The organism is Tepidimonas sp. (genome assembly GCF_036824975.1).
Classification (GTDB): domain Bacteria; phylum Pseudomonadota; class Gammaproteobacteria; order Burkholderiales; family Burkholderiaceae_C; genus Tepidimonas.
Genome location: NZ_DAISZC010000001.1, coordinates 55,489 through 78,157, shown reverse-complemented (window position 1 = coordinate 78,157; position 22,669 = coordinate 55,489). Strand labels below are relative to the sequence as shown.

The following is a 22,669-nucleotide window of genomic DNA, read 5'->3' as shown; positions in this document are numbered from 1 at the left end:
CGGGGTGGAACACGAAGGTCTGCTGCGCGCGGTCGTAGATCGACGCCCCGACCAGATCGCTGGGCATCAGATCCGACGTGAATTGGATACGGGCAAAGCACAGGCCGAACGTGCGCGCCAGCGCCTGCGCCAGCGTGGTCTTGCCGACGCCGGGCAGATCTTCGATCAACAGGTGTCCGCCAGCCAGCACGCCGGCGACAGCCTGCCGCAGCACGCTCTCTTTGCCGACGATGACCGTGGTAAGCTGCTGCAGCAAGGCGGCGATCAGGGGTCGGGTATCCGTCATGGACGGCACGATACCGGAAAGTCGCCGTGCACACCCGCATCGCCCTCAGAGGAGCCATGAAACCCACCGGTTATTACACCCACCCGGCCTGCAGCCGCCATGAGATGGGTGCGGCCCATCCGGAATGTCCACAACGGCTGGGTGCGATCGAAGACCGGCTGTTGATCACCGGCGTGCTGGATGCGCTGCAGCAACGCACCGCCACACCGGCATCCACCGCCGAGCTGGAGCTGGCGCACGACCGTCTGCACATCGCTGCCATCCGCGGGCTGAGTGACGAGTTGCGGGATGCGCAGGCGGCCGGGGGGCCTCCATATCTGGCGGTCGATCCGGATACGGCGCTCAACGTGCACACCTGGGAGGCCGCACTGGCCGCGGCGGGCGCGGCCATCGATGCCACTGAAGCAGTGGTGGCCGGCGAGCTGGCCAACGCGTTCTGCGCCGTGCGCCCACCGGGGCACCACGCCACGCGCAACCGCGCGATGGGGTTTTGTTTTTTCAACAACGTCGCGGTGGCGGCCCGGTACGCGCTGCAGCGGCTGGGGCTGGAGCGGGTCGCCATCATCGACTTCGACGTCCACCATGGCAACGGTACCGAGGACATCGTGGCTGGAGACGAGCGCATCCTGATGTGCAGTTTCTACCAACATCCGTACTACCCGCAATGGGACCATCGCAGCGACGACAACCTCGTCAACGTGCCGGTGCCAGCGTACACCAAGGGCGTGGACGTGCGCGAGCTCGTCGAAATGATGTGGCTGCCGCGGCTGCAGGCCCATCGGCCGCAGCTGCTGCTCATCAGTGCCGGCTTCGACGCCCACCGCGAGGACGACCTGGGGCAACTCGGGCTGGTGGAGCAGGACTACGTATGGATGACGCAGCGCCTGATGGAGGTGGCCCGCCGGCACGCGAAGGGCCGCATCGTCAGTGTGCTGGAGGGTGGGTACAACCTCAGCGCCTTGGCGCGCAGCGTGGAAGCGCATGTGCGCACGCTGGCCGAGGTCTAGCGCCGCCGCGCGACCGCAACCTTCCTGTTGGCCCAGGAGAGGACCGATGACGGACGACACCCCAATCCTGCTGCACGAGCGCGACGCGCGCGGCGTGCATACCCTGACCCTGAACCAGCCGCGTACGTTCAACGTGCTGAGCGAGGCGATGCTGCAGGCGCTGTCGGCTCGGCTGGATGAGATTGCTGCGGACGAGGGCGCGCGCGTGCTCGTGATTGCCGCCGCCGGCAAGGCGTTCTGCGCCGGACACGACCTCAAGGAAATGCGCGCCCACCCGCAGCTAGACTACTACCAGCAGCTGTTTGCGCGTTGTTCGCGGGTGATGCTGCAGATCCAGCGCTTACCGATCCCGGTGATCGCGCGCGTGCACGGCGTGGCCACTGCTGCCGGCTGTCAAATGGTGGCGCAGTGCGACTTGGCTGTGGCCGCGCAAGAGGCACGCTTCGGCGTCAACGGCATCGATGTCGGTCTGTTCTGCGCCACTCCCAGCGTGCCGCTGGTGCGCAACGTGCCGGCAAAGGTGGCGATGGAGATGCTGCTGACGGGCGAATTCATCAGCGCCGAGGAGGCACGCCTGCGCGGTCTGGTCAACCGGGTGGTGCCGGCCGAGGCGCTGGATGCCGAGGTCGAGCGGCTGGTGGGTGCGATCGTGGCCAAGCCGCGCGCGGCCATTGCCTTGGGCAAGGCGGTATTCTATCAGCATCGCGAAACCAGCATCGAGGCCGCCTATCAGCTGGCCGGGCAGACAATGGCCTGCAACATGATGCACGAGGTGGCGCAGGAAGGCGTGCAGGCCTTCATCGACAAGCGCGCCCCGGCGTGGCGCACGGAGGGCTGAACACATGGCGCGATCCACCGCCCCGGCGGCGATCGACGACTTCGGTGCCTGGCTGCACACGTTCCTGCAGCCAGGGGCGCTGATCGAGCTGGCCGCACTGGTTCTGTGCGTGGGTGTGGCTTGGGGGGTGGTGCGCGGTTTGCAGCGGGCCTACAACCCCGACGCCGAACGCTCCATCTGGTTTGGACGCCGCGGTGTCGATGGGGTGCTGTTTCCGCTGCTGCTGCTGGTGCTGGCCTATGGGGCACGGACGCTGACGGCGCTGTGGGTTCCGCAGGCCGTCTGGCGCGTGGCCGTGCCCGCGCTGCTGGCACTGGTAGTCATTCGTATCGGCGTCAAGGTACTGGAGGTGGCGTTTGGCGGCGCGGCCTGGCTGCGTCCGGTAGAGCGCACGGTGTCGTGGATCGCGTGGCTGGCGGCGGTGGCCTGGATCACCGGGCTGTTGCCCGTGGTGCTGGCGGAGCTGGACCAGATCACCTGGAAGCTGGGTGGCACCACGCTGTCGGTGCGCACGCTCATCGAGGGGGTGCTTAGTGCCGGTGCGGTGCTGATCGTGGCGCTGTGGATCTCTTCGGCCATCGAGGCGCGCCTGTTGCGCGATGCCAGCGGCGAGTCGCTGTCGCTGCGCAAGGCCGCCAGCAACGCGGCGCGCGCGCTGCTGCTGTTCGTGGGCTTGATGCTGGCGCTGTCGGCGGTGGGCATCGATCTGACCGCCCTGTCGGTGCTGGGCGGGGCGATCGGGGTCGGCATCGGCTTTGGTCTGCAAAAACTGGCCGCCAACTATGTCAGCGGCTTCGTGATCCTGACCGAGCGCAGCATGCGCATCGGCGACATGGTGCGGCTGGATACCTTCGAAGGGGTGGTGGCGGATATTAAGGCGCGCTACACCGTCATCCGCTCGGTCAGCGGGCGCGAGTCGATCGTGCCCAACGAGCTGCTGATCACGCAACGGGTGGAAAACCTGTCGCTGTCGGATCCGCGCGTGTGGCAGTCTACGGTGGTGGGCGTGGCCTACGACAGCGATGTGGCGCTGGTGCAGCGGCTGCTGGTGCAGGCGGCGCTGGAGCAGCCGCGCGTGCTGCGTGAGCCCGCGCCGCTGGCGGCGCTGTCCGCATTTGGCGCCGATGGACTGGAGTTTACGCTCGGCTACTGGATCGCCGACCCCGAAAATGGCCAGCTCGGCTTGCGCTCGGCGATCAACCTGCGCATCCTGGAGCTGTTTCGGGAACACGGTGTCGAAATTCCGTACCCACAGCGGGTGCTGCACGTGCGGCCGGCGGCGGCTGACGCGCCCGCCGTGCGTGGCCTGTCGGGGACGGTATCGCCCACGGGCGCGGGTGGGGCGGCGCAGTCCCGATGACGTGCCGCGCCAGCGCCCATCGCGCGGGCAGACGGTCGCCGTCACTGGGGGCTTGTGGCTGCGCACGGGCTTGCCTATAATTTTCAAAAACGAACGATCGTTCGTTTTTTGGCGGGTGTTATCCCCGTACAATGCGATCGGTTGACGTTGACGTAAACGTAAACTTGGTATCGCCGTCCTACCACCCACAGGAGTCAGCATGAAGATTCTCGTCCCCGTCAAGCGTGTGGTTGACTACAACGTGAAGGTCCGCGTCAAGGCCGATGGCAGCGGCGTGGATATCGCCAACGTCAAGATGAGCATGAACCCGTTTGACGAGATTGCCGTCGAGGAGGCCGTGCGCCTGAAGGAAAAGGGGGTGGCGACCGAGATCGTGGCGGTGTCGTGCGGTGTGGCGCAGTGCCAGGAGACGTTGCGCACCGCCATGGCTATTGGTGCCGACCGCGCGATCCTGGTGCAAACCGACGGCGAGCTGCAGCCGCTGGCGGTGGCCAAGCTGCTCAAGGCCCTGGTGGACAAGGAAGCGCCGCAGTTGGTGATCCTGGGCAAGCAGGCCATTGACGATGACGCCAACCAGACCGGGCAAATGTTGGCCGCGCTGCTCCATTGGCCGCAAGGCACCTTCGCTTCGAAGGTGGAGGTCCAGGGCGACGCGGTGGAGGTCACGCGCGAGGTCGATGGCGGTCTGGAAACGCTCAAACTGACGCTGCCTGCCATCGTCACTACCGACTTGCGTCTGAACGAGCCGCGCTACGTGACGCTGCCCAACATCATGAAGGCCAAGAAAAAGCCGCTGGACACCGTCACGCCGGCGGATCTGGGTGTGGACGTGACGCCACGCCTGAAGACGCTGAAGGTGGCCGAGCCGCCCAAGCGCAGCGCTGGCATCAAGGTGCCGGACGTGGCCACGCTGGTGGACAAGCTGAAGAACGAAGCCAAGGTCATCTGAGGAAAGGACAGGCCGCCATGACCATTCTCGTCATTGCCGAACACGACAACGTTGCCCTGAAGGGGGGCACTCTCAACACGCTGGGCGCGGCACTGAAGCTGCAGGCCGCCGGTGCCGGTGACATCCATGTGTTGGTGGCCGGGCAGGGCGCTGCCGGCGCGGCGCAGGCCGCCGCCCAGGTGGCCGGCGTGGCCAAGGTGCTGCACGCCGACGGCGCGGCACTCGCCCACGGCCTGGCCGAAAATGTCGCCGCTCAGGTGCTGGCGCTGGCTGGTGGCTACAGCCACATCCTGTTTCCTGCCACGGCGTGGGGGCGCAACATCGCCCCGCGGGTGGCCGCCCGGCTCGACGTGGCGCAGCTCAGCGACATCACGGCGGTGGTGGACGTGCACACCTTCGAGCGCCCGATCTACGCGGGCAACGCCATCGCCACCGTGCAAAGCACCGATGCGCAGCACGTGATCACGGTGCGCACCACCGCCTTCGATGCGGCGGGTGCCGGCGGGTCCGCGGCAGTGGAGCCGGTGGCGGCGGTGGCCGACAGCGGCAAGAGCGTGTTCGTCCGCAGCGAGCTGGCCCAGAGTGACCGCCCCGAACTGACGGCGGCCAAGGTCATCGTCTCGGGCGGGCGCGCGCTGGGCAGCGCCGAGCAATTCAACGCCATCATCACCCCGCTGGCCGACAAGCTGGGAGCGGCGATCGGCGCCAGCCGCGCTGCCGTGGACGCCGGCTATGCGCCCAACGACTGGCAGGTCGGGCAGACCGGCAAGATCGTGGCGCCGCAGTTGTATGTGGCGGTGGGCATCAGCGGTGCCATCCAGCATCTGGCGGGTATGAAGGACTCCAAGGTCATCGTCGCCATCAACAAGGACCCCGAGGCGCCAATTTTTAGCGTCGCCGACTACGGGCTGGAGGCCGACCTGTTCCAGGCCGTGCCGGAACTGGTCAAGGCGCTCTAACACCGATGCACTCATCCGGGCATCCCAGGGGATGCCCTTTTTTGCCTGAGGAGACCCCGATCATGACCTTCAAGGCCCCGGTCAAGGACATGCTGTTTGCCATGCAGCACCTGGCCCAGCTGGAGCGCGTGGCGCAGCTGCCCGGCTTCGAAGACGCCAACCTGGAGACCGCGCAGGCGGTGCTGGAGGAGTGCGCGCGTCTGAACGAAGAGGTGGTGGCGCCGCTGAACTGGGCGGGCGACAAGCAGCCGTCGTGGTGGACAGACGGTGAAGTCGTCACCACCCCGGGTTTTCGGGAGGCGTTTCGCCAGTATGCCGAAGGCGGCTGGCAGGGCCTGCAGCATCCGGCTGAGTTTGGCGGGCAGGGTCTGCCGAAGACGATCGGGGCCGCCTGCACCGAGATCCTGAATGCGGCCAACCTGAGCTTTGCGCTGTGTCCGCTGCTGACCGACGGCGCCATCGAGGCGCTGCTGACAGCGGGCAGCGATGCGCAGAAGCGCCTGTACATCCCGCCGATGATCGAGGGGCGCTGGACCGGCACGATGAACCTCACCGAGCCGCAGGCGGGCTCCGACCTGTCGCTGGTGCGCGCGCGCGCCGAACCGCAGCCCGACGGCACCTACCGCATCTTCGGCACCAAGATCTTCATCACCTACGGTGAGCACGATATGGCCGAGAACATCGTGCACCTGGTGCTGGCGCGCGTCACCGGCGCGCCCGAAGGCGTCAAGGGCATCAGTCTGTTCATCGTGCCCAAGTTCCTGGTCAACGCCGATGGCAGCCTGGGCGCGCGCAACGACGTGCGCTGCGTCAGCATCGAGCACAAGCTGGGCATCAAGGCCAGTCCCACCTGCGTGCTGCAGTACGGCGACCAGGGCGGAGCCATCGGCTACCTGGTGGGCGAGGAAAACCGCGGCCTGGAGTACATGTTCATCATGATGAACGCTGCCCGCTACGCCGTCGGGCTGCAGGGCATCGGATTGTCGGAGCGCGCGTACCAAAAAGCGGTGCAGTACGCGCGCGAGCGCGTACAAAGCCGCCCGGTGGACGGCAGCGTAGCCGCGGCGGCGCCCATCATCCACCACCCGGACGTGCGCCGCATGCTGCTGACTATGCGCGCGCTGACCGAGGGCTGTCGCGCGATGGCGGCGGTGGCGGCAGCGGCCTACGATGCCGCCCATCATCACCCGGATGCCGAGGCCCGGCGCCAGAACCAGGCGTTCTACGAATTTTTGGTGCCGCTGGTCAAAGGCTACAGCACCGAGGTCAGCCACGAAGTCACCAGTCTGGGCGTGCAGGTGCACGGCGGCATGGGCTTCATCGAGGAAACCGGCGCAGCGCAGTATTACCGCGATGCCAAGATCCTGACCATTTACGAGGGCACCACCGCGATCCAGGCCAATGACCTGCTTGGGCGCAAGACGGTGCGTGACGGCGGGGCTACCGCCCGCGCGGTGGCGCAGCAGATTGGCGCCACCGAAGCCGAACTGCTGGCCGACGGCAGCGCCGATGCAATGGCGATGCATGCCCGCTTGCAGGCCGCGCGGCAGGCGTTCGAAGAGGTGGTGGCGTTCATGGCGGCGCAGGGCAAGGCCGATCCGGTGGCGGCTTACGCTGGCAGTGTGCCGTACCTGATGCTGGCGGGCAACGTCGTGGCCGGCTGGCAGATGGCGCGCGCGCTGCTGGCAGCGCAGCGCGAGGCGGCCGCCGGCCGCGACGTCGAGTTTATGCGTGCCAAGATCGCCACCGCGCGTTTCTACGCCGACCACATCCTGACGCGCTGCGGCGGCTGGCGCGACAGCATCGTGGGTGGCCACGCGGCGGTGGCAGCGATGCCGCTGGCCGCGTACTGAGCGCACCGGCCACCGGCCGCCACTGCCCACCGGGTAGACGGTGTCGCCGGTGTGCGGTGACGCGACGCTGGGGTGAGCCGCGCCGCCCGGGTACCCGGTGCGCCTGCCGCCGCTCTTCCTTCCTGTCCCGATTCCGAGGAACGTTTCCATGTCCCGTTTGCCTCCTGTGTTGCAGCGCATCGCCTTTCCCGTGATTGGTTCGCCGCTGTTTATCATCAGCAACCCCAAGCTCGTCATCGAGCAGTGCAAGGCCGGTATCGTGGGCGCCATGCCGGCGCTCAACGCGCGCCCGGCCTCGCAGCTCGACGAGTGGCTGGCCGAGATCACCGAGGCACTGGCCGCGCACGACCGCGCTCACCCCGACCGGCCGGCCGCGCCGTTTGCCGTCAACCAGATCGTGCACAAAAGCAACGAGCGACTCGAGCACGACATGGCGCTGTGTGCCAAATACAAGGTGCCCATCGTCATCACCAGCCTAGGTGCGCGCGAGGACGTCAACCAGGCCGTGCACAGCTGGGGCGGCGTGGTGCTGCACGACATCATCAACAACACCTTTGCCCGCAAGGCCATCGAAAAAGGGGCCGATGGCCTGATCGCGGTGGCCGCCGGTGCGGGTGGGCACGCCGGCACCAAGAGCCCGTTTGCGCTGGTGCAGGAGATCCGCCAGTGGTTCGACGGCCCGCTGGCGCTGTCGGGGTCGATCGCCACGGGCGGCGCCATTCTGGCGGCGCAGGCCATGGGGGCTGACTTCGCCTACATCGGCTCGCTGTTCATCGCCACCGACGAGGCGCGCGCCAGCGACGCTTACAAGCAGTGCATCGTCGAGTGCAACTCAGACGACATCGTCTACACCAACCTCTTTACCGGCGTGCACGGTAACTACCTCAAGCCGTCGATTCGCGCCGCTGGACTCGACCCCGACCATCTGCCGGAAAGCGATCCCAGCCAAATGAATTTCCGGGAGGGCGCCGCCAAGGCCTGGAAAGACATCTGGGGCTGTGGCCAGGGGATCGGCGTGGTGGACGCGGTACGCCCCGCTGCCGAGGTGATCGAGCGCCTCAAGCGCGAATACGCCCAGGTACGCGCGCGCTTGTGTGCCGGCGCTGCCGCTTGATGGGCCACGCACCGCGTATTGCGGTGCGCCCGATCAGTCCGGCATAGGGTTGCCCACTGCCGCCAGCAGGCGATGCAGCGCATCGGGCGCGTCGGCGGGGATCACGCGGCGTGCCGGCATGCTGCGCAGCCAGGTGAGCTGTCGCTTGGCTAGCTGCCGCGTTGCAGCCGCACCGCGGGCCCGCAGCTCATGGTATTCCGCATCGGTGAGGGTGGTGCGGCCTGCGGCGGCAGCATGTTCGAGCGCTTCCCACGCCTGGCGGTAGCCGACGCAGCGCATCGAGGGCAGGCCCAAGTGCAAGTCGCCGCGTGCCCGCAGCCGTTGCACTTCGTCGAGCAGACCAGCACTGAGCATGGCGTCGAAGCGGGCGTCGATGCGCTGGCGCAGCCACTGCCGTGACTGCGGCTCCAGCGACAGCAACAGGCCCGGTTGGCCGTCGATCAGGGGCTGAGGCGCGTTGGCGCAAAGAGGGTTGGGCTGCGTGCTGCGCCGACCGGCACTGGATGTATCGGGCGCCGGGGACGGGTCGTCGACCCCGCTGTTGCGCCAGCGGTGCTGCAGCGCCGACAGCGGCTGCCCGGTGGCTCGCCACACCTCCAGCGCGCGTCCGATGCGCTGGGCGTCGTTGGGGGCCAGGCGTGCCGCGGTGACGGGGTCAACCTGGGCCAATTCGGCGTGCAGCGCGGGCCAGCCGCGCGCGCGTGCTTCAGCTTCGATGGCAGCGCGTAGCGCTGGCTGTGCAGGTGGCAGCTCGTCCAGCCCATCGAACAGGGCCTTGAAGTACAGCAGGGTGCCGCCTACCAGCAGGGGCAGTCGCCCGCGTGCCCGGATGGCAGCGATCAGTGCTCGCGCATCGCGAACGAACTCGGCTGCGCTGTAGGATTCGGCTGGATCGCGAATATCGATCAGGTGGTGCGCAACGGCAGTTCGCTCGACCGGTGTGGGTTTGGCCGTTCCAATGTCCATGCCCCGATAGACCAGGGCCGAATCGACGCTGATGATCTCTACCGGCAGCCATTGCGCCAGCGCCAGCGCTGCGGCCGTCTTGCCACTGGCCGTCGGTCCGGCCACGGCGATCCACCCCAGTTCGGCGGCTCCGGCGGAGCACGCGCGGCGGCTGTGCGGGGTGGTGTCGCGGGGAGGGCGCCGCGCAGCGGCTGTCGGCGTCAGCGCGCCGCAAACCGGGGAGCGATTCGTGGACATCGGGGCAGCGCTCGGACGCAGATCAGGCGTTCTGCGAGTCGTTGTTGGGTGTGGTTACGACCTGTGGGGTGGCGCGCACCTCGCCGTGGCGCTGCACCAGCGTCCAGGCCACCACAGCGATCACCACCGCCCAGAACCATAGTCCATTGGTCAAGGGATAGACCCCGGTTTCGCCGCCGGGCGCCATGCGCTGACCCAGCCACAGGCCCATCAAAAAGGCGGTCACCATCATGATGAAACCGGCCAGCGCCGAGGCCGCGCCGGCCGCCTGCGGAAACGGGGATACGGCCCCGCTCTGACCACAGGGCTGGTGCACCCCGTGCGCCAGAATGAACAGGTAGTACGGCCCCATGAGCGCCCAGACCGAGTGCCAGCCTAGCCAACCCGCCAGTCCGCACAAGGTGCCGCCGGTCAGGGTGGACGCGGCCGCTAGCGCCACCGTGCGCCGAACCCCCAGGCGTGAAATCAGGCGCCGGCAGGCAAAGGTGCCTGCGATGTAGACCGCCGACATCGAAAACATCAGCAGACCATATTCGGTCTTGCTCAGCCCCAGAACGGAGATGAACACGAAGGACGAGGTGGCCAGAAAGGTGAACAGCCCGCCGTAGGATGCGGCGGCCAGCAGCGCCCAGGCCCAGAACGTCGGATGGCGGGCGATCGTGGCCCAGATGCGCAGCATCTGCGTCGGCTGCAGGGCGTGCGGATTGCGCTGCGGCAGCGTTTCGCGGAAGCGCAGCGCCACCAGCGCTAGCGTGGCGGCCGAAAAGACCGCCAGCACCGCCAGCGTGGCGCGCCAGCCGAACTGGTCGGTCAGCCAGCCCCCTAGCGGTCCGCTGATACAGGCGAAGATCCCCAGGCCGCTCAAGCCCCTGGACATCATGCGCGCGCCTTCGACGGGCGGGTAGAGATCGCGCACGATGGCGCGCGCGCCCATGACCGACGCTCCCATGGCCGCCCCCTGCACGATGCGCCAGAGGATGAGCTGCTCGATGCTGGAGGCCACCGCGCTGCCGATGGCGGCGGCGGTGTAGGCGGCTAGGCCAGCCAACAATACCGGACGGCGCCCGAAGCGGTCGGACACCGGCCCCCAGATCAGCTGCGCGCAGCCAAACGACAGCAGAAGTGCGCTGAGCGTGGCCTGCGTCTTGGGCATCGGGGCCTGCAACGCGGCAGTGAGCGCGGGCAGGGCTGGCAGGTAGAGATCGGTGGCCAGCGGCTGGATGCCCAGCAGCAGCGACAGGAACACCACCACCCAGGCGGGCGGCATCGGAGCGCGGTCGGCGGCAGACATGGTTATCAATGGTAATCGATTGGATGCCTGTCAACGACCGCGCAGAAACAGCGCGTCGAGTTCGCGTAGCGTCAGCTGGCGCCAGGTGGGGCGGCCGTGATTGCACTGGTCGCTGCGCTCGGTGGCCTCCATCTGGCGCAGCAGGGCGTCCATTTCGGGCAGCGTCAGGTGCCGGTTGGCGCGCACCGCGCCGTGGCAGGCCATGGTAGCCAGCAGTTCGTTGCGGGCGCGCTGCAGCGCGCGCGCGCCACCGTGCTGCTCCAGTTCGGCCAGCACCGCGCGCGCCAGCGCCACGGCGTCGGCCTGGGCCAGCAGGGACGGCATGGCTCGCACCGCCAGTGTCTGCGGCGACAGCGGCGCGATCTCCAGTCCCAACTGTCGCAGCACGTCGGCGCAGTGTTCGGCAGTGGACACTTCCAGCGGCGTGGCGGCAAAGGTGGCCGGAATCAGCAGCGTCTGGCTGGGCATGGTCTGCTCGGCACCGGCCAGCGCGTCGAACTGAGCTTTGAGGCGTTCATAAACGATGCGCTCGTGCGCCGCATGCATGTCCACAATCACCAGCCCGTGGGCGTTTTGCGCCAGGATGTAGATCCCGTGCAGCTGTCCCAGCGCCCGGCCCAGTGGCCACGTGACGCTGTCGTCGGTGGCTGGGGCCGGCGCGTGCTGGCGTGTGTCGGTCAGTGACGGGGAGGGCGGCGCTGGGTTGGGCGGAGACGGTACGGTCATCTGTGGCGGCACCCCCGCGCCGGCCGGCGGCGCGACGGGGTGAGCTAAAGGCAGCGGTGCGGTGTTGCCTGCTGCCTTGGGCCAACCGGCCCAACGCGGCTGGGGTTCGCGGGCCAGCCATTCGGCGCGCGGCCGCGCCGCACGTGGGGCCTCGTGTCCCCTAACTGCGGGTTGCGTCGCGGAGTCGGCGGCTGCGGCCGCTGCGCCCAGCGTCTGCATCTCGGCGCTGCGGGCGGGCACGGGCGCGTTGTGGCAGGCCGCATGGCTGCCGTATCCCTCCCCCTGTGGGGGGGACGGGCGCTGCACCCACGCGCTCGGGGGCAGCCCGGCGGCTGCGCGGGGTGTTGCAAGGGCCTCTTCCACCGCGCGTTGTACCGCCTGATGGACGGCGCCGGCGTCGCGAAACCGCACTTCGGTCTTGGTCGGGTGGACGTTGACATCGACCGCGCGCGGATCAAGGGTCAGCAGCAGTACATAGGCCGGCTGGCGTTGACCGTGCAGCACGTCCTCGTAAGCGCTGCGCAGAGCGTGCGTAATCACCTTGTCGCGCACGAAGCGCCCGTTGACATAGACGAACTGGCGGTCGCTGCGGCTGCGGGCGGTATCGGGCCGTCCGATGCGGCCATGCAGGCGCAGCGGGCCGGCGCTTGCCTGCACCGGCAGGCTCTCGGCCACGAAGTCCTCGCCCAGCGCGTCGGCCAGGCGCCGTTCCCACGCCAGGCCGGAGTCGAGGTCGTTGCAGGGGCGCCAGAGCTGTATCAGACGGCCGTCGTGCCAAATGGCGAAGCCCACGTCGGGTCGTGCCAAGGCATGGCGCCGCACCGCTTCCACACAGTGTGCCAGTTCGGTGGCTTCGCTCTTGAGAAATTTGCGCCGGGCCGGCGTGGCGTAAAACAGTTCGCGCACCTCGACTGTGGTGCCAACGGGCCGGGCCGCTGGCTGCAGCTCGCCGCTGCGCGCATCCAGCCGCCACGCGTGGCCGTCACCATCGTCGGCGACGCGTGAAATCACGGTGACGTCGGCAATGGAGGCGATCGCGGCCAGCGCCTCGCCGCGAAAGCCCATCGTCTGCACCGCCTCCAGGTCGGCCAGGTCGGCGATTTTGCTGGTGGCGTGGCGCTGCAAGGCCATCGGCAGTTCACCGCGCGCAATCCCGCAGCCGTCGTCTTCCACGGTGATGAGGCGCACGCCCCCGCTCACCAGCCGCACCGTGACCTGGTGCGCGCCGGCATCGAGCGCGTTGTCCACCAGTTCGCGCACCACGGATGCCGGTCGCTCCACGACTTCGCCGGCCGCGATCTGGCTGATGAGGGTGTCGGGCAGCGGCCGGATGGGGCGGCGAGACACCGCGGGGGCGGGCGCGCCCACTGGGAGCGGGGTTTCGTCACGGGCAGGGTTGGTCACGGCGACGAAGTGTAGCGGCGGGCCGATGGCCGCGCGCAGCCGCACGGCCAGCATCTGCCTCAGGTGGCGCGGCGTGTGCGCGCCAGTGGCGGGTTGCGCTCGAAGTAGCGCCGGATAGCGCGCGCCAGCGCATCGGCCAGGCGAGCCTGGTGCGCCGGGTCACCCAGCCGCCGCTCTTCGTCGGGGTTGCTGATGAAGGCCGTCTCCACCAGTACGCTGGGGATGTCGGGTGCGCGCAGCACCGCGAAAGCGGCCTGCTCCACGCGCGGTTTGTGCAGGTCACCGACGCGCTGCAGCTCGCGCAGCACGATGTCGCCCAGCTTCAGGCTGTCGTTGATCTGCGCGGTCATGCTCATGTCCAGCAGCGTGCGCTGCACGGTGGCGTCGCGCACCGCCACCGGCAGGCCGCCGACGCGGTCGGCGTTGTTTTCGCGGTTGGCCAGCCAGCGCGCCGCCGCGCTGCTGGCGCCGCGGTCGCTCAAGGCATAGACACTGGCGCCGCGCGGGCGCGGGGTGAAGAAGGCGTCGGCATGGATGCTGACGAACAGGTCGGCCTGCACCTGCCGCGCCTTGTGCACGCGCACGTGCAGCGGCACGAAAAAGTCGGCGTCGCGGGTCATGAACACGCGCACCGGGTTGCCGTTGATGCGGGTGCCATCCAGCCGCTCGCGCAGGCGCTGCGCTATGGCCAGCACGATGTCCTTTTCTTGCGTGCCGTTGGGGCCGATGGCACCCGGGTCTTCGCCGCCATGCCCGGGGTCGAGTGCCACGATGATGAGGCGCTCGGTGCCGGTGCGTTCGGATCGCGCCGCTGCGCCGCCCGACGCCGACGGGGAGACACCCGTGGCGGCGGGGGGGTGAGCGGACGCGGTGGCGCCGGCCGCCGGGGTCGACGGTTCGGCCGGCGGGGCGCTGATGGCCGCTTCGCGACGGGCCAGCCACGCGGCGATCGGGTCGTCGGCGGCCGGCGGTGATGCCTGCGTCGCGCCGGTGGCCGGCACGGCAGGGGTGCGCTCGATGTGGCGGGCGATGAGCTCGGCCAGCGGGTCGGGCGGTGTGCTGGGGTAGAGGTCGAGCACCAGACGGTGCTGATACGCCGCCACCGGCTCGAGCTGGAACACCTGGGGACTGACGGGCTGTTTGAGGTCGAGCACCAACCGCACCGTTTCGGGGTTGTTCAGGCCCACGCGCACCCGTGCCACGAAGGGGTCATCCGGCTGCACGCGCCGCAGCAGTTCTTGCAGGCTGGGCAGCAGGTCGGCGCCACGGATGTCCACCGCCAGCCGCGGGGGATCGCTGACATAGACCGGCGTGGCCGCCAGCGCCGCATCGGATTCGATGGTGACCCGGGTGTAGTCGCGCGCGGGCCAAACCCGCACCCCCAGCACGCGGGCGGCCCGGGCCAGGGAGGGTCGTCCCAGCGACACGACGATTACCGCCCACGCCAGCAGGCGCAGTCGGCGACGGCGGTCGGGTAGAGCGGGCGGTGTCATGGGGCGGCGCCGGGCATCAGGGCCCGCAGGGCAAGCAGCAGGGCTCGTCCGCGTGAGCTGCCCGCGCGCAGACTCAGGTGACGGGTACCGTCAGCGTCGGCGTGTAGCTCGACGTCGAGGTCGGCCGCGGGCAAGGCGCCCTGTGCATGTTGCGGCCACTCGATGAGCTTGAGCCCAGGACGCGCGAACAGTTCCCGCAGGCCAGCATCCTCCCATTCGCGCGGGTCGCTGAAGCGATAGAGGTCGGCATGCCAGGCCGGCCAGGGGCGCCGCTGCGGGCCGAGCGCCAGTGTGTAGGGTTCCACCAGTGCATAGGTGGGGCTTTTGATGCGTCCCTGCACCCCCAACGCGCGCAGCAGATGGCGCACGAAGGTGGTCTTGCCCACACCCAGGTCGCCGCTGAGGGTCAGCAATGCATCGGCCAGCGTTTCGTCGCCGTGCCACACCGCCGCCAGGGCGCGGGCCACGGCGGCGGTGCCGTCTTCGTCGTGGGCAGTGAGGTCCAGTCGGGCCGAGACCCCGGAGTCGTCGAAGGCTTCGGACATGGATGCTTTTTACAATGCTCGTCATGCCGCCCGCTCACCCCTGCGACGTCGCGCCACCGGGCAAACCCGCCGGTGGCGGCGGCGATGCTCAGGCCCGAGCCGCGCGACTGCTGGCGCAGATCCGTCGCTGGGCGCATGATCTGGGATTTTCCCAGATCGGTGTGGCCGACGTCGATCTGTCGGATGCCGAGCCGGCTTTGCTGCAATGGCTGGCTGCCGGCTTTCATGGCCAAATGGACTTCATGGCGCGCCACGGTGTGCTGCGCGCACGGCCGGCCCAGCTGCTGCCGGGCACGGTCAGCGTGCTCACCGCCCGCATGGACTACCTGCCGCGCGAGGCGCCGGCCGACTGGCGGCAACGGGAGTGGACGCGTCTGGCCGACCCGGACGCCGCGGTGGTGTCGCTCTATGCGCGGGGGCGCGACTACCACAAGGTACTGCGCAGCCGCCTGCAGCAGCTGGCGCAGCGTATCGAAGCGGCGTTGGTTGCCACCGATGGCCAGCCCCTGCGGTACCGGCCGTTTACCGACTCGGCCCCGGTGTGGGAGACGGAGCTGGCCGTGCGCAGCGGTCTGGGCTGGCGGGGACGGCACACCCTGGTGTTACACCGTGATGCCGGGTCGCTCTTCTTTCTGGGCGAGATTTTTATCGATCGGTGGCTGCCGCGCACTCCGCCGGTGGCAGCCCACTGCGGACGGTGCCGCGCCTGCATCGACGTCTGTCCCACACAAGCCATCGTGGCTCCGTACCGGCTCGATGCGCGGCGCTGCATCTCGTATCTGACCATCGAGCATCCCGGCCCGATTCCCGAGGCGCTGCGTGCACCGATGGGCAACCGCATTTACGGCTGCGACGACTGCCAGTTGGTGTGTCCGTGGAACAAGTATGCGCGGCGCTGCGCGCTGCCGGACTTCGACGTGCGCGCACCGCTGGCCGAGCCGCGTTTGCTGGCGCTGTGGGCGTGGAGTGAGGCCGATTTTCTGCGCCACACCGAGGGTAGCGCGATACGCCGCATCGGCTACCTGCGCTGGCGCCGGAACCTGGCCGTGGCGCTGGGCAACGCGCGGCGCGCGGCGCGCGCACGCGGCGACGCCGACGGCGCGCGCGCCGTGGCCGCAGCGCTGGCGGCGGTTCACGACGACCCGCAAACGCCGCCGCTGGTGCGTGAGCACGTGGCGTGGGCGCTCATCGACTAACATGCCGGCATGGCACAGCCTCGACCCGCCGAGCCGCGCATCCGGGCCGCACTGCGCCCGTGGCTGCGGGCGTGGGCGCAGTGGGGGGAACTGCTGCGGCTGACGGCACGCCTGCTGGCGTGGGCGTGCGCCCCCGACAGCTACCGTGGCCCGCGCTGGCAGGCGTTGGCCGCGCACTGGGTGGCGGCGGCGGTGCCCACCGTCTGGTGGTATGCGGTGCTGTCGGCCCTGTTCGGACAGGTGCTGATCCGCATCGTCGTTGTCACCGCCGTCAGTTATGGGCTGACCCCCTATGCGGTGGAGATGGTGGTGCGGGTACTGGTGCTGGAGCTGATTCCACTGACGGCCGCGCTGTTCGTGCTGGTGCGCGTGACGCTAGCCCACGGTCAAGCCCTGCGGCGCCCGCGCGCCAGCGGTGCCTTCGCGGCGGCGACACAGGCGGGTGACGGTCCGCTGCGCGCGTTTGCCTTGCCGCGCATGATCAGCGCGGTCTGGACCACCTGGCTGCTGGTGCTGCTCAGCGCGGCGCTGGCGCTGCTGTTGGCCTACCTGAACCTGTACGGATTCACTCCATGGGCGTTGGCCACCTACACCCGTGCCGTGGGGCAGATTTTCGATCCCGCCGTGACCCTGGTGTTTGTCCTCAAGACCATGGGGTGCGCGCTGGCGGTAGCGGTGGTGCCCCTGGCCGGGGCGTTCGAACGCGCGCCGGCCAGCGACGTGCGCGTGCTGGTTCGCACGGCGGCGGTGCTTCTCGTCGTCGAGCTGCTGTCGCTAATCGGCAACTATTATTGAACCGGTGACACCACCATTGATCGCAGAGTGTGATGCAGGAAACCTCCGACCCCGCTGCCGTCCCCGTGTCGCCTGACGCACCCGCGCCGTCTGCTGCCATCGAACGGCGGGCGCGCGCCCTGCTGGTGGTGCTGGCGGGGTTGCTGCTGGCCGCAGCCGGCTATCTGCTGTATGCCCGCGGCGTCTTCGAGCCGACGCAGACGCTGGTGCTGATCGCCGATGACGCCGAGGGCGTGTCGGTGGGCATGGATCTGACGTTTGCCGGCTTTCCGATTGGGCGCGTGCGCCGCATCGAACTGGGGGGCGACGGCTACGCCCGCATCTTGGTGGACGTGGCCCGCCGCGATGCCCACTGGCTGCGCGAGGGCAGCGTCTTCACCATGGAGCGTGGTCTGGTGGGGGGCACGCGCCTGCGCGCCTACACCGGGCTGCTGGAGGGGCCGGTGCTGGTCGATGGCGCAGAACGGCGGGTGCTGCGGGGCGACGCGCTGGCCGATCTGCCCCGCATCGTCAACACCGCGCGCGAGCTGCTGGAGCAGCTCAAGGCCCTAACCGGGGACAGCGCCCCCTTGGCGCAGGCGCTGCACGAACTGCACCGCCTGCTGGCTGCGGCCAACGGGCCGCAGGGGGCGCTGGGGGCGGTGCTGGGTGAAGGAGGCGACCGCGCGCGGGTGACGCAGACACTGGAGGCGGCGCGCCGGCTGCTGCAGCAGCTGCAGGCCCTCACCCAGCAAAGCCAGCAGGTCCTGCAGCGGGCCGACGAACGGGTGCTCGGCACGGGGGGCGTGGTCGATGACGCGCAGGGTGTGCTGCGTGAGGTGCGCCAGCGGCTGCTGGAGGCGCGCGGCACGCTGCAGCGCGTCGATGCCTTGCTGGAGGAGACGCGCGGCATCGCCACCCAGGTGCGCGGGGCAACCCAGGATCTGGATGCACTGCGCGCCGAGGTCGAGGCCACGCTGCGTCGCGTCGACGGCCTGATCCTGGACGTGCAGCGGCGCTGGCCGTTTGCGCGCGACACCGAGGTGAAACTGCCATGAGCGCGGCTCGCTTTGGGCTGGTGGTGGCGCTGCTGCTGGCCGGGTGCGCCAGTGTGCCGGTGCCGACATGGCGGCTGGAGCTGCGCCAGGCCATCGAGCAGGCCAGCGCGGCGTCGCTGCAAGGGCGTCTGCGCGTGGCCGAGCATCACTGGCGGCAGGCCCACGACGCTGCCGCTGCCTCCGGGCAGGCCGAGGCGCTGGCGCGCGTGGCGCTGTGGCGGTGCGCGGTCGATCAGGCCGCGCTGGTGTGGGAAGGGTGTGCCGCAGCCCAGCCGTATCTGGCCGATGCCGGCCCCGCCGTGCGCGCCTATGCCGCCTACCTGGGCGTGTCGGGGTTGAGCGGCGCCGTGGCTGAGGGTGTGCCGACTGCGGGTGAGGGTGCGCTGGCGGTGCTGCCGCCCGCGCAGCATCCGGTGGCGCAGGCCCTGTCCGATCCCGCGGGTCAGCCTGCCAGCTTGGCGCCGTTGCTGGCGGCTATCGACGATCCGCTGGCACGCCTGGTGGCGGGGGGCGTGGCGTGGCGCGCCGGCCGGCTAGACCGGGGGGGTGTGGCGCTACTGGTCGAGACCGCGTCGGCGCAAGGATGGCGGCGGCCGCTGGCGGCCTGGCTGGCCGTCTTGGCAGAGCTGGCCGAGCGCCAAGGGGATCAAACCGCTGCCGAAGCGGCGCGGCGCCGCCTGACCTGGGTCCTGCAGACCAAGCCACCAGCTGCGGCGCCAGCCATCCCCGCGTCATCGCGCTGACACGTCGCGTTGCTCACTGAGGCACAATGCGGACGACGCGCCGCGGTCGCCTCTGCCGGTTGGTCGCCATATCGAGCCAGTGCGTAGAACTATCACCACTGAGGGCGGCGCGCGCGTGGTTTTTTACCGTTATGGAGCCCCTGATTACATGAAACCCAAATATCCTCTCTACAAGCGTGCGGCAGCACGCCACTCGGCTGGCACGGGCCAGTTCGTTGTACCGGGGTCGGTGGTGGCCTTGGTTGATGAGCGCTACCTGCTGTGGTTGGCCGGTCAAGTTACTGAAATGCGGGTCGATGTCCTGCAACGCGGTGCCCTCAACTCGGTGCTGAGTCATCTGGCTCGCTTGGCTGGGGTCGATGCGCCGCTGCTGCGCACCCTGTTGTTCATTGACGCTAAGGTGGCCGACTTGCACGACGACGTGGTGCTGCGGTTGGTGCCAGCGCACGCCTGCGACGGCGGGCTGGCCCTGGTGCGCACGTTGGGCCAGGAGATGGTGCAGCTGGCGCGGCACGGCTGCGCGTGGCTGCTCGTGGCCAGTGACGACGAGCGCCTGATTCCCTATGTGGACGAGGCGCAAGCCCTGGGTGCGCGCGTGGTGCTGGTGGCCGATGATGCGGTGCACGACTTCGCCCGGCTGGCAGCCGACGACCCGAGCTGGGCGCGGCTGCTGATGCAGGCCGACCGGCGCGTAGCCGTACCCGCTTGCGCCTGGCAGGCATTGACGACGCCGGGCGCGGTGTTTACGGGCGCACGCGCGGTCGATGACGACGAGAGCGCGGCCGCGGCCGCCGAGGGTCCTCAGCGTCCCGTTGTCACCGAGCCCGATGAGACTTGGCGAGCGCAGGTGGCGCGTGTCATCGCATCCTGGTGGGAGTCGGCCTCGGCCGACGAGCGTCAGATGCTGGCTGAGACGATGCGAGGCCAGCAAGGTATTCCGCCCGAGGCAGACCGGCGCATCCTGATGCAGGTGCGGCGTGAGCTGGGCCGCAATCTCACTTTCCCGGAAAAGCGGCTGATGCGGGAGATGGTGCGCGCCACCGTCCTGGGGCCAGATGCGGTGCACCACGACGACGGTGTCGCGGCGGAGGCGGTCGCGTCCACGGATTGACGACGCAGCGATGCCGCAAGCGCACGCCCCCGTCGACGGCGCGACGAGTCTGGGCCAGGCCCTGGCGGCCTGGTTTGAGACCGCGCCGGGGCGCTACCTACTGCAGTGGGAGCGGGACGCATTCGCCGAGGCGGTGGGGGATGTCTTCGGCTACCACGCGCTGCAGCTGGGGTTGCCGCAAATCGACGCGCTAGCGGCGAATCGCATGCCGCATCGCTGGCTGGCGGCGCCCGAGCCGCCAGCAGGTGCGCCGGCCGGCCGCATCGACCTGGTGACCCACGCTGCCGCGCTACCATTTCCCGCCGACAGCCTGGATTTGGTGCTGCTGCCACACACCTTGGAGCTCAGTGCCGACCCGCACGCCGTGCTGCGCGAGGTCGAGCGGGTGCTGGTGCCCAACGGGCGCGTGGTGATTGCCGGGCTCAACCCGGCCAGCTGGTGGGGCGTGCGCCAGTACCGGGCCCATGCCCTGGCGCGGATGGGGCTGGGGCGCAGCCGGCTGGCCCGGCTGTACCTGCCCGAAGCCGGTGCCTTCATCGGTCCGTGGCGCCTGCGCGACTGGCTGCGTCTGCTCAGCTTCGAGGTGGAGCGGGTGCACTACGGCTGCTACCGTCCGGCGGTGCGATCTGAGCGCTGGTTGCAACGCTTCGAGTGGATGGATCGCTGGGGTCCACGCTGGTGGCCGCCACTGGGGGCCGTGTACTTCATTCACGCCGTCAAGCGGGTGCGCGGCCTGCACCTGCTCGGGCCCGCGTGGCGGCCGCTGCGCGCCGCGTCGGCACCGGCCGTCGTGACGCGGCGCGACGGCGAAACCACACCCTCTGCATGACCGAAGTCACCATCTACACCGACGGCGCCTGCAAAGGCAATCCCGGCCCCGGCGGCTGGGGTGCGCTGCTGCGCGCTGGGTCGGCCGAACGCGAGTTGTTTGGTGGCGAGGTGCAAACCACCAACAACCGCATGGAGCTGCGTGCGGTCATTGAGGCGCTGGCGGCGCTCAAGCGCCCGTGCCGCGTGCGGTTGTTTCTCGACAGCGAATACGTGCGCAAGGGCATCACGGAGTGGCTGCCAGGCTGGAAGGCGCGCGGCTGGCTGACCGCCGACCGCAAGCCGGTTAAGAACGCCGATCTCTGGCGCCAGCTGGACGAGCTGGTGCATCAGCGCGGGCACCAGATCGACTGGCACTGGGTGCGGGGGCACACCGGTGACCCCGGCAACGAGCGCGCCGACGCGCTGGCCAATCGCGGGGTGGAGCAGGTGCGTCCACCCCGTGGGACCTAAGCGGCGATCGGACCCTGAGGATAGGGGCCTTTACACGGCAGCAACGCAAACCCGCTACAGTGTGGCGGTGACCGCGACGCACGCACAACAGAGAGGCTGGGCATGAAGCAACGCGTTCCCGTGGCCGTGTGGGCCGGCTTGGGGTTGGTGGCCGCCGTGGCGCTGGCCTGGTGGTGGCAGCGCCCGGCGTCATCGGGTACCGAAGCCGGTGCGCCCGCCGCGCAGCGCACTATGGGCGAAGCTGGGCCTGTCGGTGGCCCCGGCAACGGCGCCCGGCCGGCTGCGGGGTCGGGCTCGCCCGGGCGTGGCGCGGGAGGAGGGCCGAGCGGCCTCGGCGGGCCGGTGGCGGTCGAAGTCCGGCCGGTTCAGGTGGGGCCGCTGGCGGACGAGGCGCAGGCGGTTGGTACGCTGCGCGCACGCCAAAGTGTGGTGCTGCGCCCGGAGGTGGCCGGACGGGTGGTGGCCATCGGTTTCGCCGACGGCGCGGCGGTGCGGCGCGGCCAGCTGCTGTTTCAGCTCGACGACGCGCTGCCGCGTGCCGAACTGGCGCAGGCCGAGGCACAGCTGGCGGTGCAGCAGGCCAACCTGCGTCGCACCGAAGAGTTGGTGGCGCAGGGGTTCGTGGCGCAGCGTACGCTGGATGAAAACCGCGCCGCGTTGGCGGTGGCGCAGGCGCAGGTGGAGTTGGCGCGGGCGCGCTGGCAGCGCACCCGGCTGGTGGCCCCGTTCGATGGTCTGGCAGGTATCCGCAGTGTCGATGTCGGCGAGTATGTGAAGGACGGGGCAGAGCTGGTGCGGCTAGAAGATGTGAGCCAACTGCTGCTGGACTTTCGCCTGCCCGAACGGCTGCAGCCGCGCGTGCGTCCTGGGCAGACCGTGCGCGTGCGGGTGGATGCCTGGCCGCAGCGGGAATTTACGGCGCGCGTGCAGGCCATCGACCCGGTGATCGAACCCAATGGCCGCGCGCTGGCCGTGCGGGCGGCGCTGCAGCAGCCAGACGCCGCGCTCAAGCCGGGGATGTTTGCCCGCGTCACGCTGGAGCTGGCGCGCTTTGAGCAGGCGCTGCGGGTACCCGAGGAGGCCATCGTGCCGCAAGGGCAGCAGTTCTGGGTGTGGCGGCTCGACGGCAGCGCCGAGGCGCCGCAGGCGCAGCGGGTGGCGGTGCAGCTGGGGCTGCGGCAGGACGGGTGGGTGCAGGTCACGCAGGGCCTACAGGCCGGCGACCGCGTCGTCGTGGCCGGACACCAGCGCCTGCAGCGCGACGGCACGCTGGTGCGCATCGTCGATCCGGCGCGGTCGCCGACAGCGGGCGTACCGTCTGCCGCAGCGGCTGCCGCGGCGTCCGCGGGGCAGGGCGCAAGTGCGGCGTCATCAACTACCGATGTTCAGCCGCAGGGCAAGGCATCGCCTGCGTTCACCGGCTCCGCAGTGCCTCAGCCTATGGCGCCGCGCAGCGGCCCCTGAGCAGAGGGCCACGC

General features: G+C 69.6%; 20 protein-coding genes and 1 pseudogene. 15 read left to right on the top strand and 6 right to left on the bottom strand.

What is annotated here, in order from left to right; translation table 11 throughout:
• Positions 1-286: pseudogene (locus V7Z54_RS00330) on the bottom strand (AAA family ATPase); the annotation flags it as partial.
• Positions 287-342: 56 nt separating this feature from the next.
• Here V7Z54_RS00330 and V7Z54_RS00325 point away from each other — a divergent pair.
• From V7Z54_RS00325 to V7Z54_RS00295, 7 genes are all read left to right on the top strand, one after another.
• A complete protein-coding gene (locus V7Z54_RS00325; protein ID WP_334133510.1) occupies positions 343-1,293 on the top strand; it encodes a histone deacetylase family protein in 951 nt (316 codons plus the stop codon).
• Positions 1,294-1,339: 46 nt separating this feature from the next.
• The gene (locus tag V7Z54_RS00320) at positions 1,340-2,131 is read left to right on the top strand and encodes an enoyl-CoA hydratase (RefSeq protein ID WP_334133509.1); all 792 of its coding nucleotides are present in this window, start codon (positions 1,340-1,342) and stop codon (positions 2,129-2,131) included.
• A gap of 4 nt (positions 2,132-2,135) precedes the next feature.
• Positions 2,136-3,491, top strand: coding sequence for a mechanosensitive ion channel family protein (locus tag V7Z54_RS00315; RefSeq protein WP_334133508.1), 1,356 nt, complete (start codon positions 2,136-2,138; stop codon positions 3,489-3,491).
• 199 nt (positions 3,492-3,690) lie between these two features.
• On the top strand, positions 3,691-4,440 hold the full coding sequence (locus tag V7Z54_RS00310; protein ID WP_334133507.1) for an electron transfer flavoprotein subunit beta/FixA family protein: 750 nt from the start codon (positions 3,691-3,693) through the stop codon (positions 4,438-4,440).
• A 17-nt stretch (positions 4,441-4,457) separates the two neighbouring features.
• Positions 4,458-5,399 (top strand): electron transfer flavoprotein subunit alpha/FixB family protein, encoded by a 942-nt coding sequence (locus V7Z54_RS00305; protein ID WP_334133506.1) that lies wholly within the window; start codon positions 4,458-4,460, stop codon positions 5,397-5,399.
• Positions 5,400-5,461: 62 nt separating this feature from the next.
• Positions 5,462-7,252 (top strand): acyl-CoA dehydrogenase, encoded by a 1,791-nt coding sequence (locus V7Z54_RS00300; protein ID WP_334133505.1) that lies wholly within the window; start codon positions 5,462-5,464, stop codon positions 7,250-7,252.
• 148 nt (positions 7,253-7,400) lie between these two features.
• Positions 7,401-8,366 carry an NAD(P)H-dependent flavin oxidoreductase gene (locus tag V7Z54_RS00295; protein WP_334133504.1) on the top strand — a complete coding sequence of 322 codons (966 nt, stop codon included), beginning with the start codon at positions 7,401-7,403 and terminating at the stop codon, positions 8,364-8,366.
• 33 nt (positions 8,367-8,399) lie between these two features.
• On the opposite strand, the gene miaA is transcribed toward V7Z54_RS00295, so the two are convergent.
• From miaA to tsaE, 5 genes are read right to left on the bottom strand one after another with little or no spacing between them, the layout of a single operon-like run.
• Positions 8,400-9,569 carry a tRNA (adenosine(37)-N6)-dimethylallyltransferase MiaA gene (gene miaA / locus V7Z54_RS00290; protein ID WP_334133503.1) on the bottom strand — a complete coding sequence of 390 codons (1,170 nt, stop codon included), beginning with the start codon at positions 9,567-9,569 and terminating at the stop codon, positions 8,400-8,402.
• A 22-nt stretch (positions 9,570-9,591) separates the two neighbouring features.
• Positions 9,592-10,860, bottom strand: a complete 1,269-nt coding sequence (locus V7Z54_RS00285; protein WP_334133502.1) for a multidrug effflux MFS transporter — start codon at positions 10,858-10,860, stop codon at positions 9,592-9,594.
• Between the two features lie 30 nt (positions 10,861-10,890).
• Positions 10,891-13,044, bottom strand: coding sequence for a DNA mismatch repair endonuclease MutL (mutL, locus tag V7Z54_RS00280; protein WP_334133501.1), 2,154 nt, complete (start codon positions 13,042-13,044; stop codon positions 10,891-10,893).
• Positions 13,045-13,049: 5 nt separating this feature from the next.
• Positions 13,050-14,483, bottom strand: coding sequence for an N-acetylmuramoyl-L-alanine amidase (locus V7Z54_RS00275; protein WP_334133500.1), 1,434 nt, complete (start codon positions 14,481-14,483; stop codon positions 13,050-13,052).
• On the bottom strand, positions 14,480-15,028 hold the full coding sequence (tsaE, locus tag V7Z54_RS00270) for a tRNA (adenosine(37)-N6)-threonylcarbamoyltransferase complex ATPase subunit type 1 TsaE (protein WP_334133499.1): 549 nt from the start codon (positions 15,026-15,028) through the stop codon (positions 14,480-14,482). Before tsaE ends, V7Z54_RS00275 begins: the two co-directional genes overlap by 4 nt.
• 23 nt (positions 15,029-15,051) lie before the next feature.
• Here tsaE and queG point away from each other — a divergent pair, with 23 nt between their 5' ends.
• From queG to V7Z54_RS00230, 8 genes are all read left to right on the top strand, one after another.
• Positions 15,052-16,224, top strand: a complete 1,173-nt coding sequence (queG, locus tag V7Z54_RS00265) for a tRNA epoxyqueuosine(34) reductase QueG (protein ID WP_334133498.1) — start codon at positions 15,052-15,054, stop codon at positions 16,222-16,224.
• 9 nt (positions 16,225-16,233) lie between these two features.
• Positions 16,234-17,019 (top strand): ABC transporter permease, encoded by a 786-nt coding sequence (locus V7Z54_RS00260; RefSeq protein ID WP_334133497.1) that lies wholly within the window; start codon positions 16,234-16,236, stop codon positions 17,017-17,019.
• Between the two features lie 32 nt (positions 17,020-17,051).
• Positions 17,052-18,056: an MlaD family protein gene (locus V7Z54_RS00255; RefSeq protein WP_334133496.1), complete on the top strand. Its 1,005-nt coding sequence runs from the start codon at positions 17,052-17,054 to the stop codon at positions 18,054-18,056.
• A complete protein-coding gene (locus V7Z54_RS00250) occupies positions 18,053-18,799 on the top strand; it encodes a hypothetical protein (protein ID WP_334133495.1) in 747 nt (248 codons plus the stop codon). The genes V7Z54_RS00255 and V7Z54_RS00250 overlap by 4 nt, the downstream gene beginning before the upstream one ends.
• 148 nt (positions 18,800-18,947) lie before the next feature.
• Positions 18,948-19,910, top strand: coding sequence for a hypothetical protein (locus V7Z54_RS00245; protein ID WP_334133494.1), 963 nt, complete (start codon positions 18,948-18,950; stop codon positions 19,908-19,910).
• A 10-nt stretch (positions 19,911-19,920) separates the two neighbouring features.
• Positions 19,921-20,739: a class I SAM-dependent methyltransferase gene (locus V7Z54_RS00240; protein WP_334133493.1), complete on the top strand. Its 819-nt coding sequence runs from the start codon at positions 19,921-19,923 to the stop codon at positions 20,737-20,739.
• Entirely contained in the window at positions 20,736-21,191 is a 456-nt protein-coding gene (gene rnhA, locus V7Z54_RS00235; protein ID WP_334133492.1) for a ribonuclease HI, read from the top strand. The genes V7Z54_RS00240 and rnhA overlap by 4 nt, the downstream gene beginning before the upstream one ends.
• A gap of 102 nt (positions 21,192-21,293) precedes the next feature.
• Positions 21,294-22,655, top strand: a complete 1,362-nt coding sequence (locus tag V7Z54_RS00230; protein ID WP_334133491.1) for an efflux RND transporter periplasmic adaptor subunit — start codon at positions 21,294-21,296, stop codon at positions 22,653-22,655.
• Positions 22,656-22,669 lie beyond the last annotated feature (14 nt).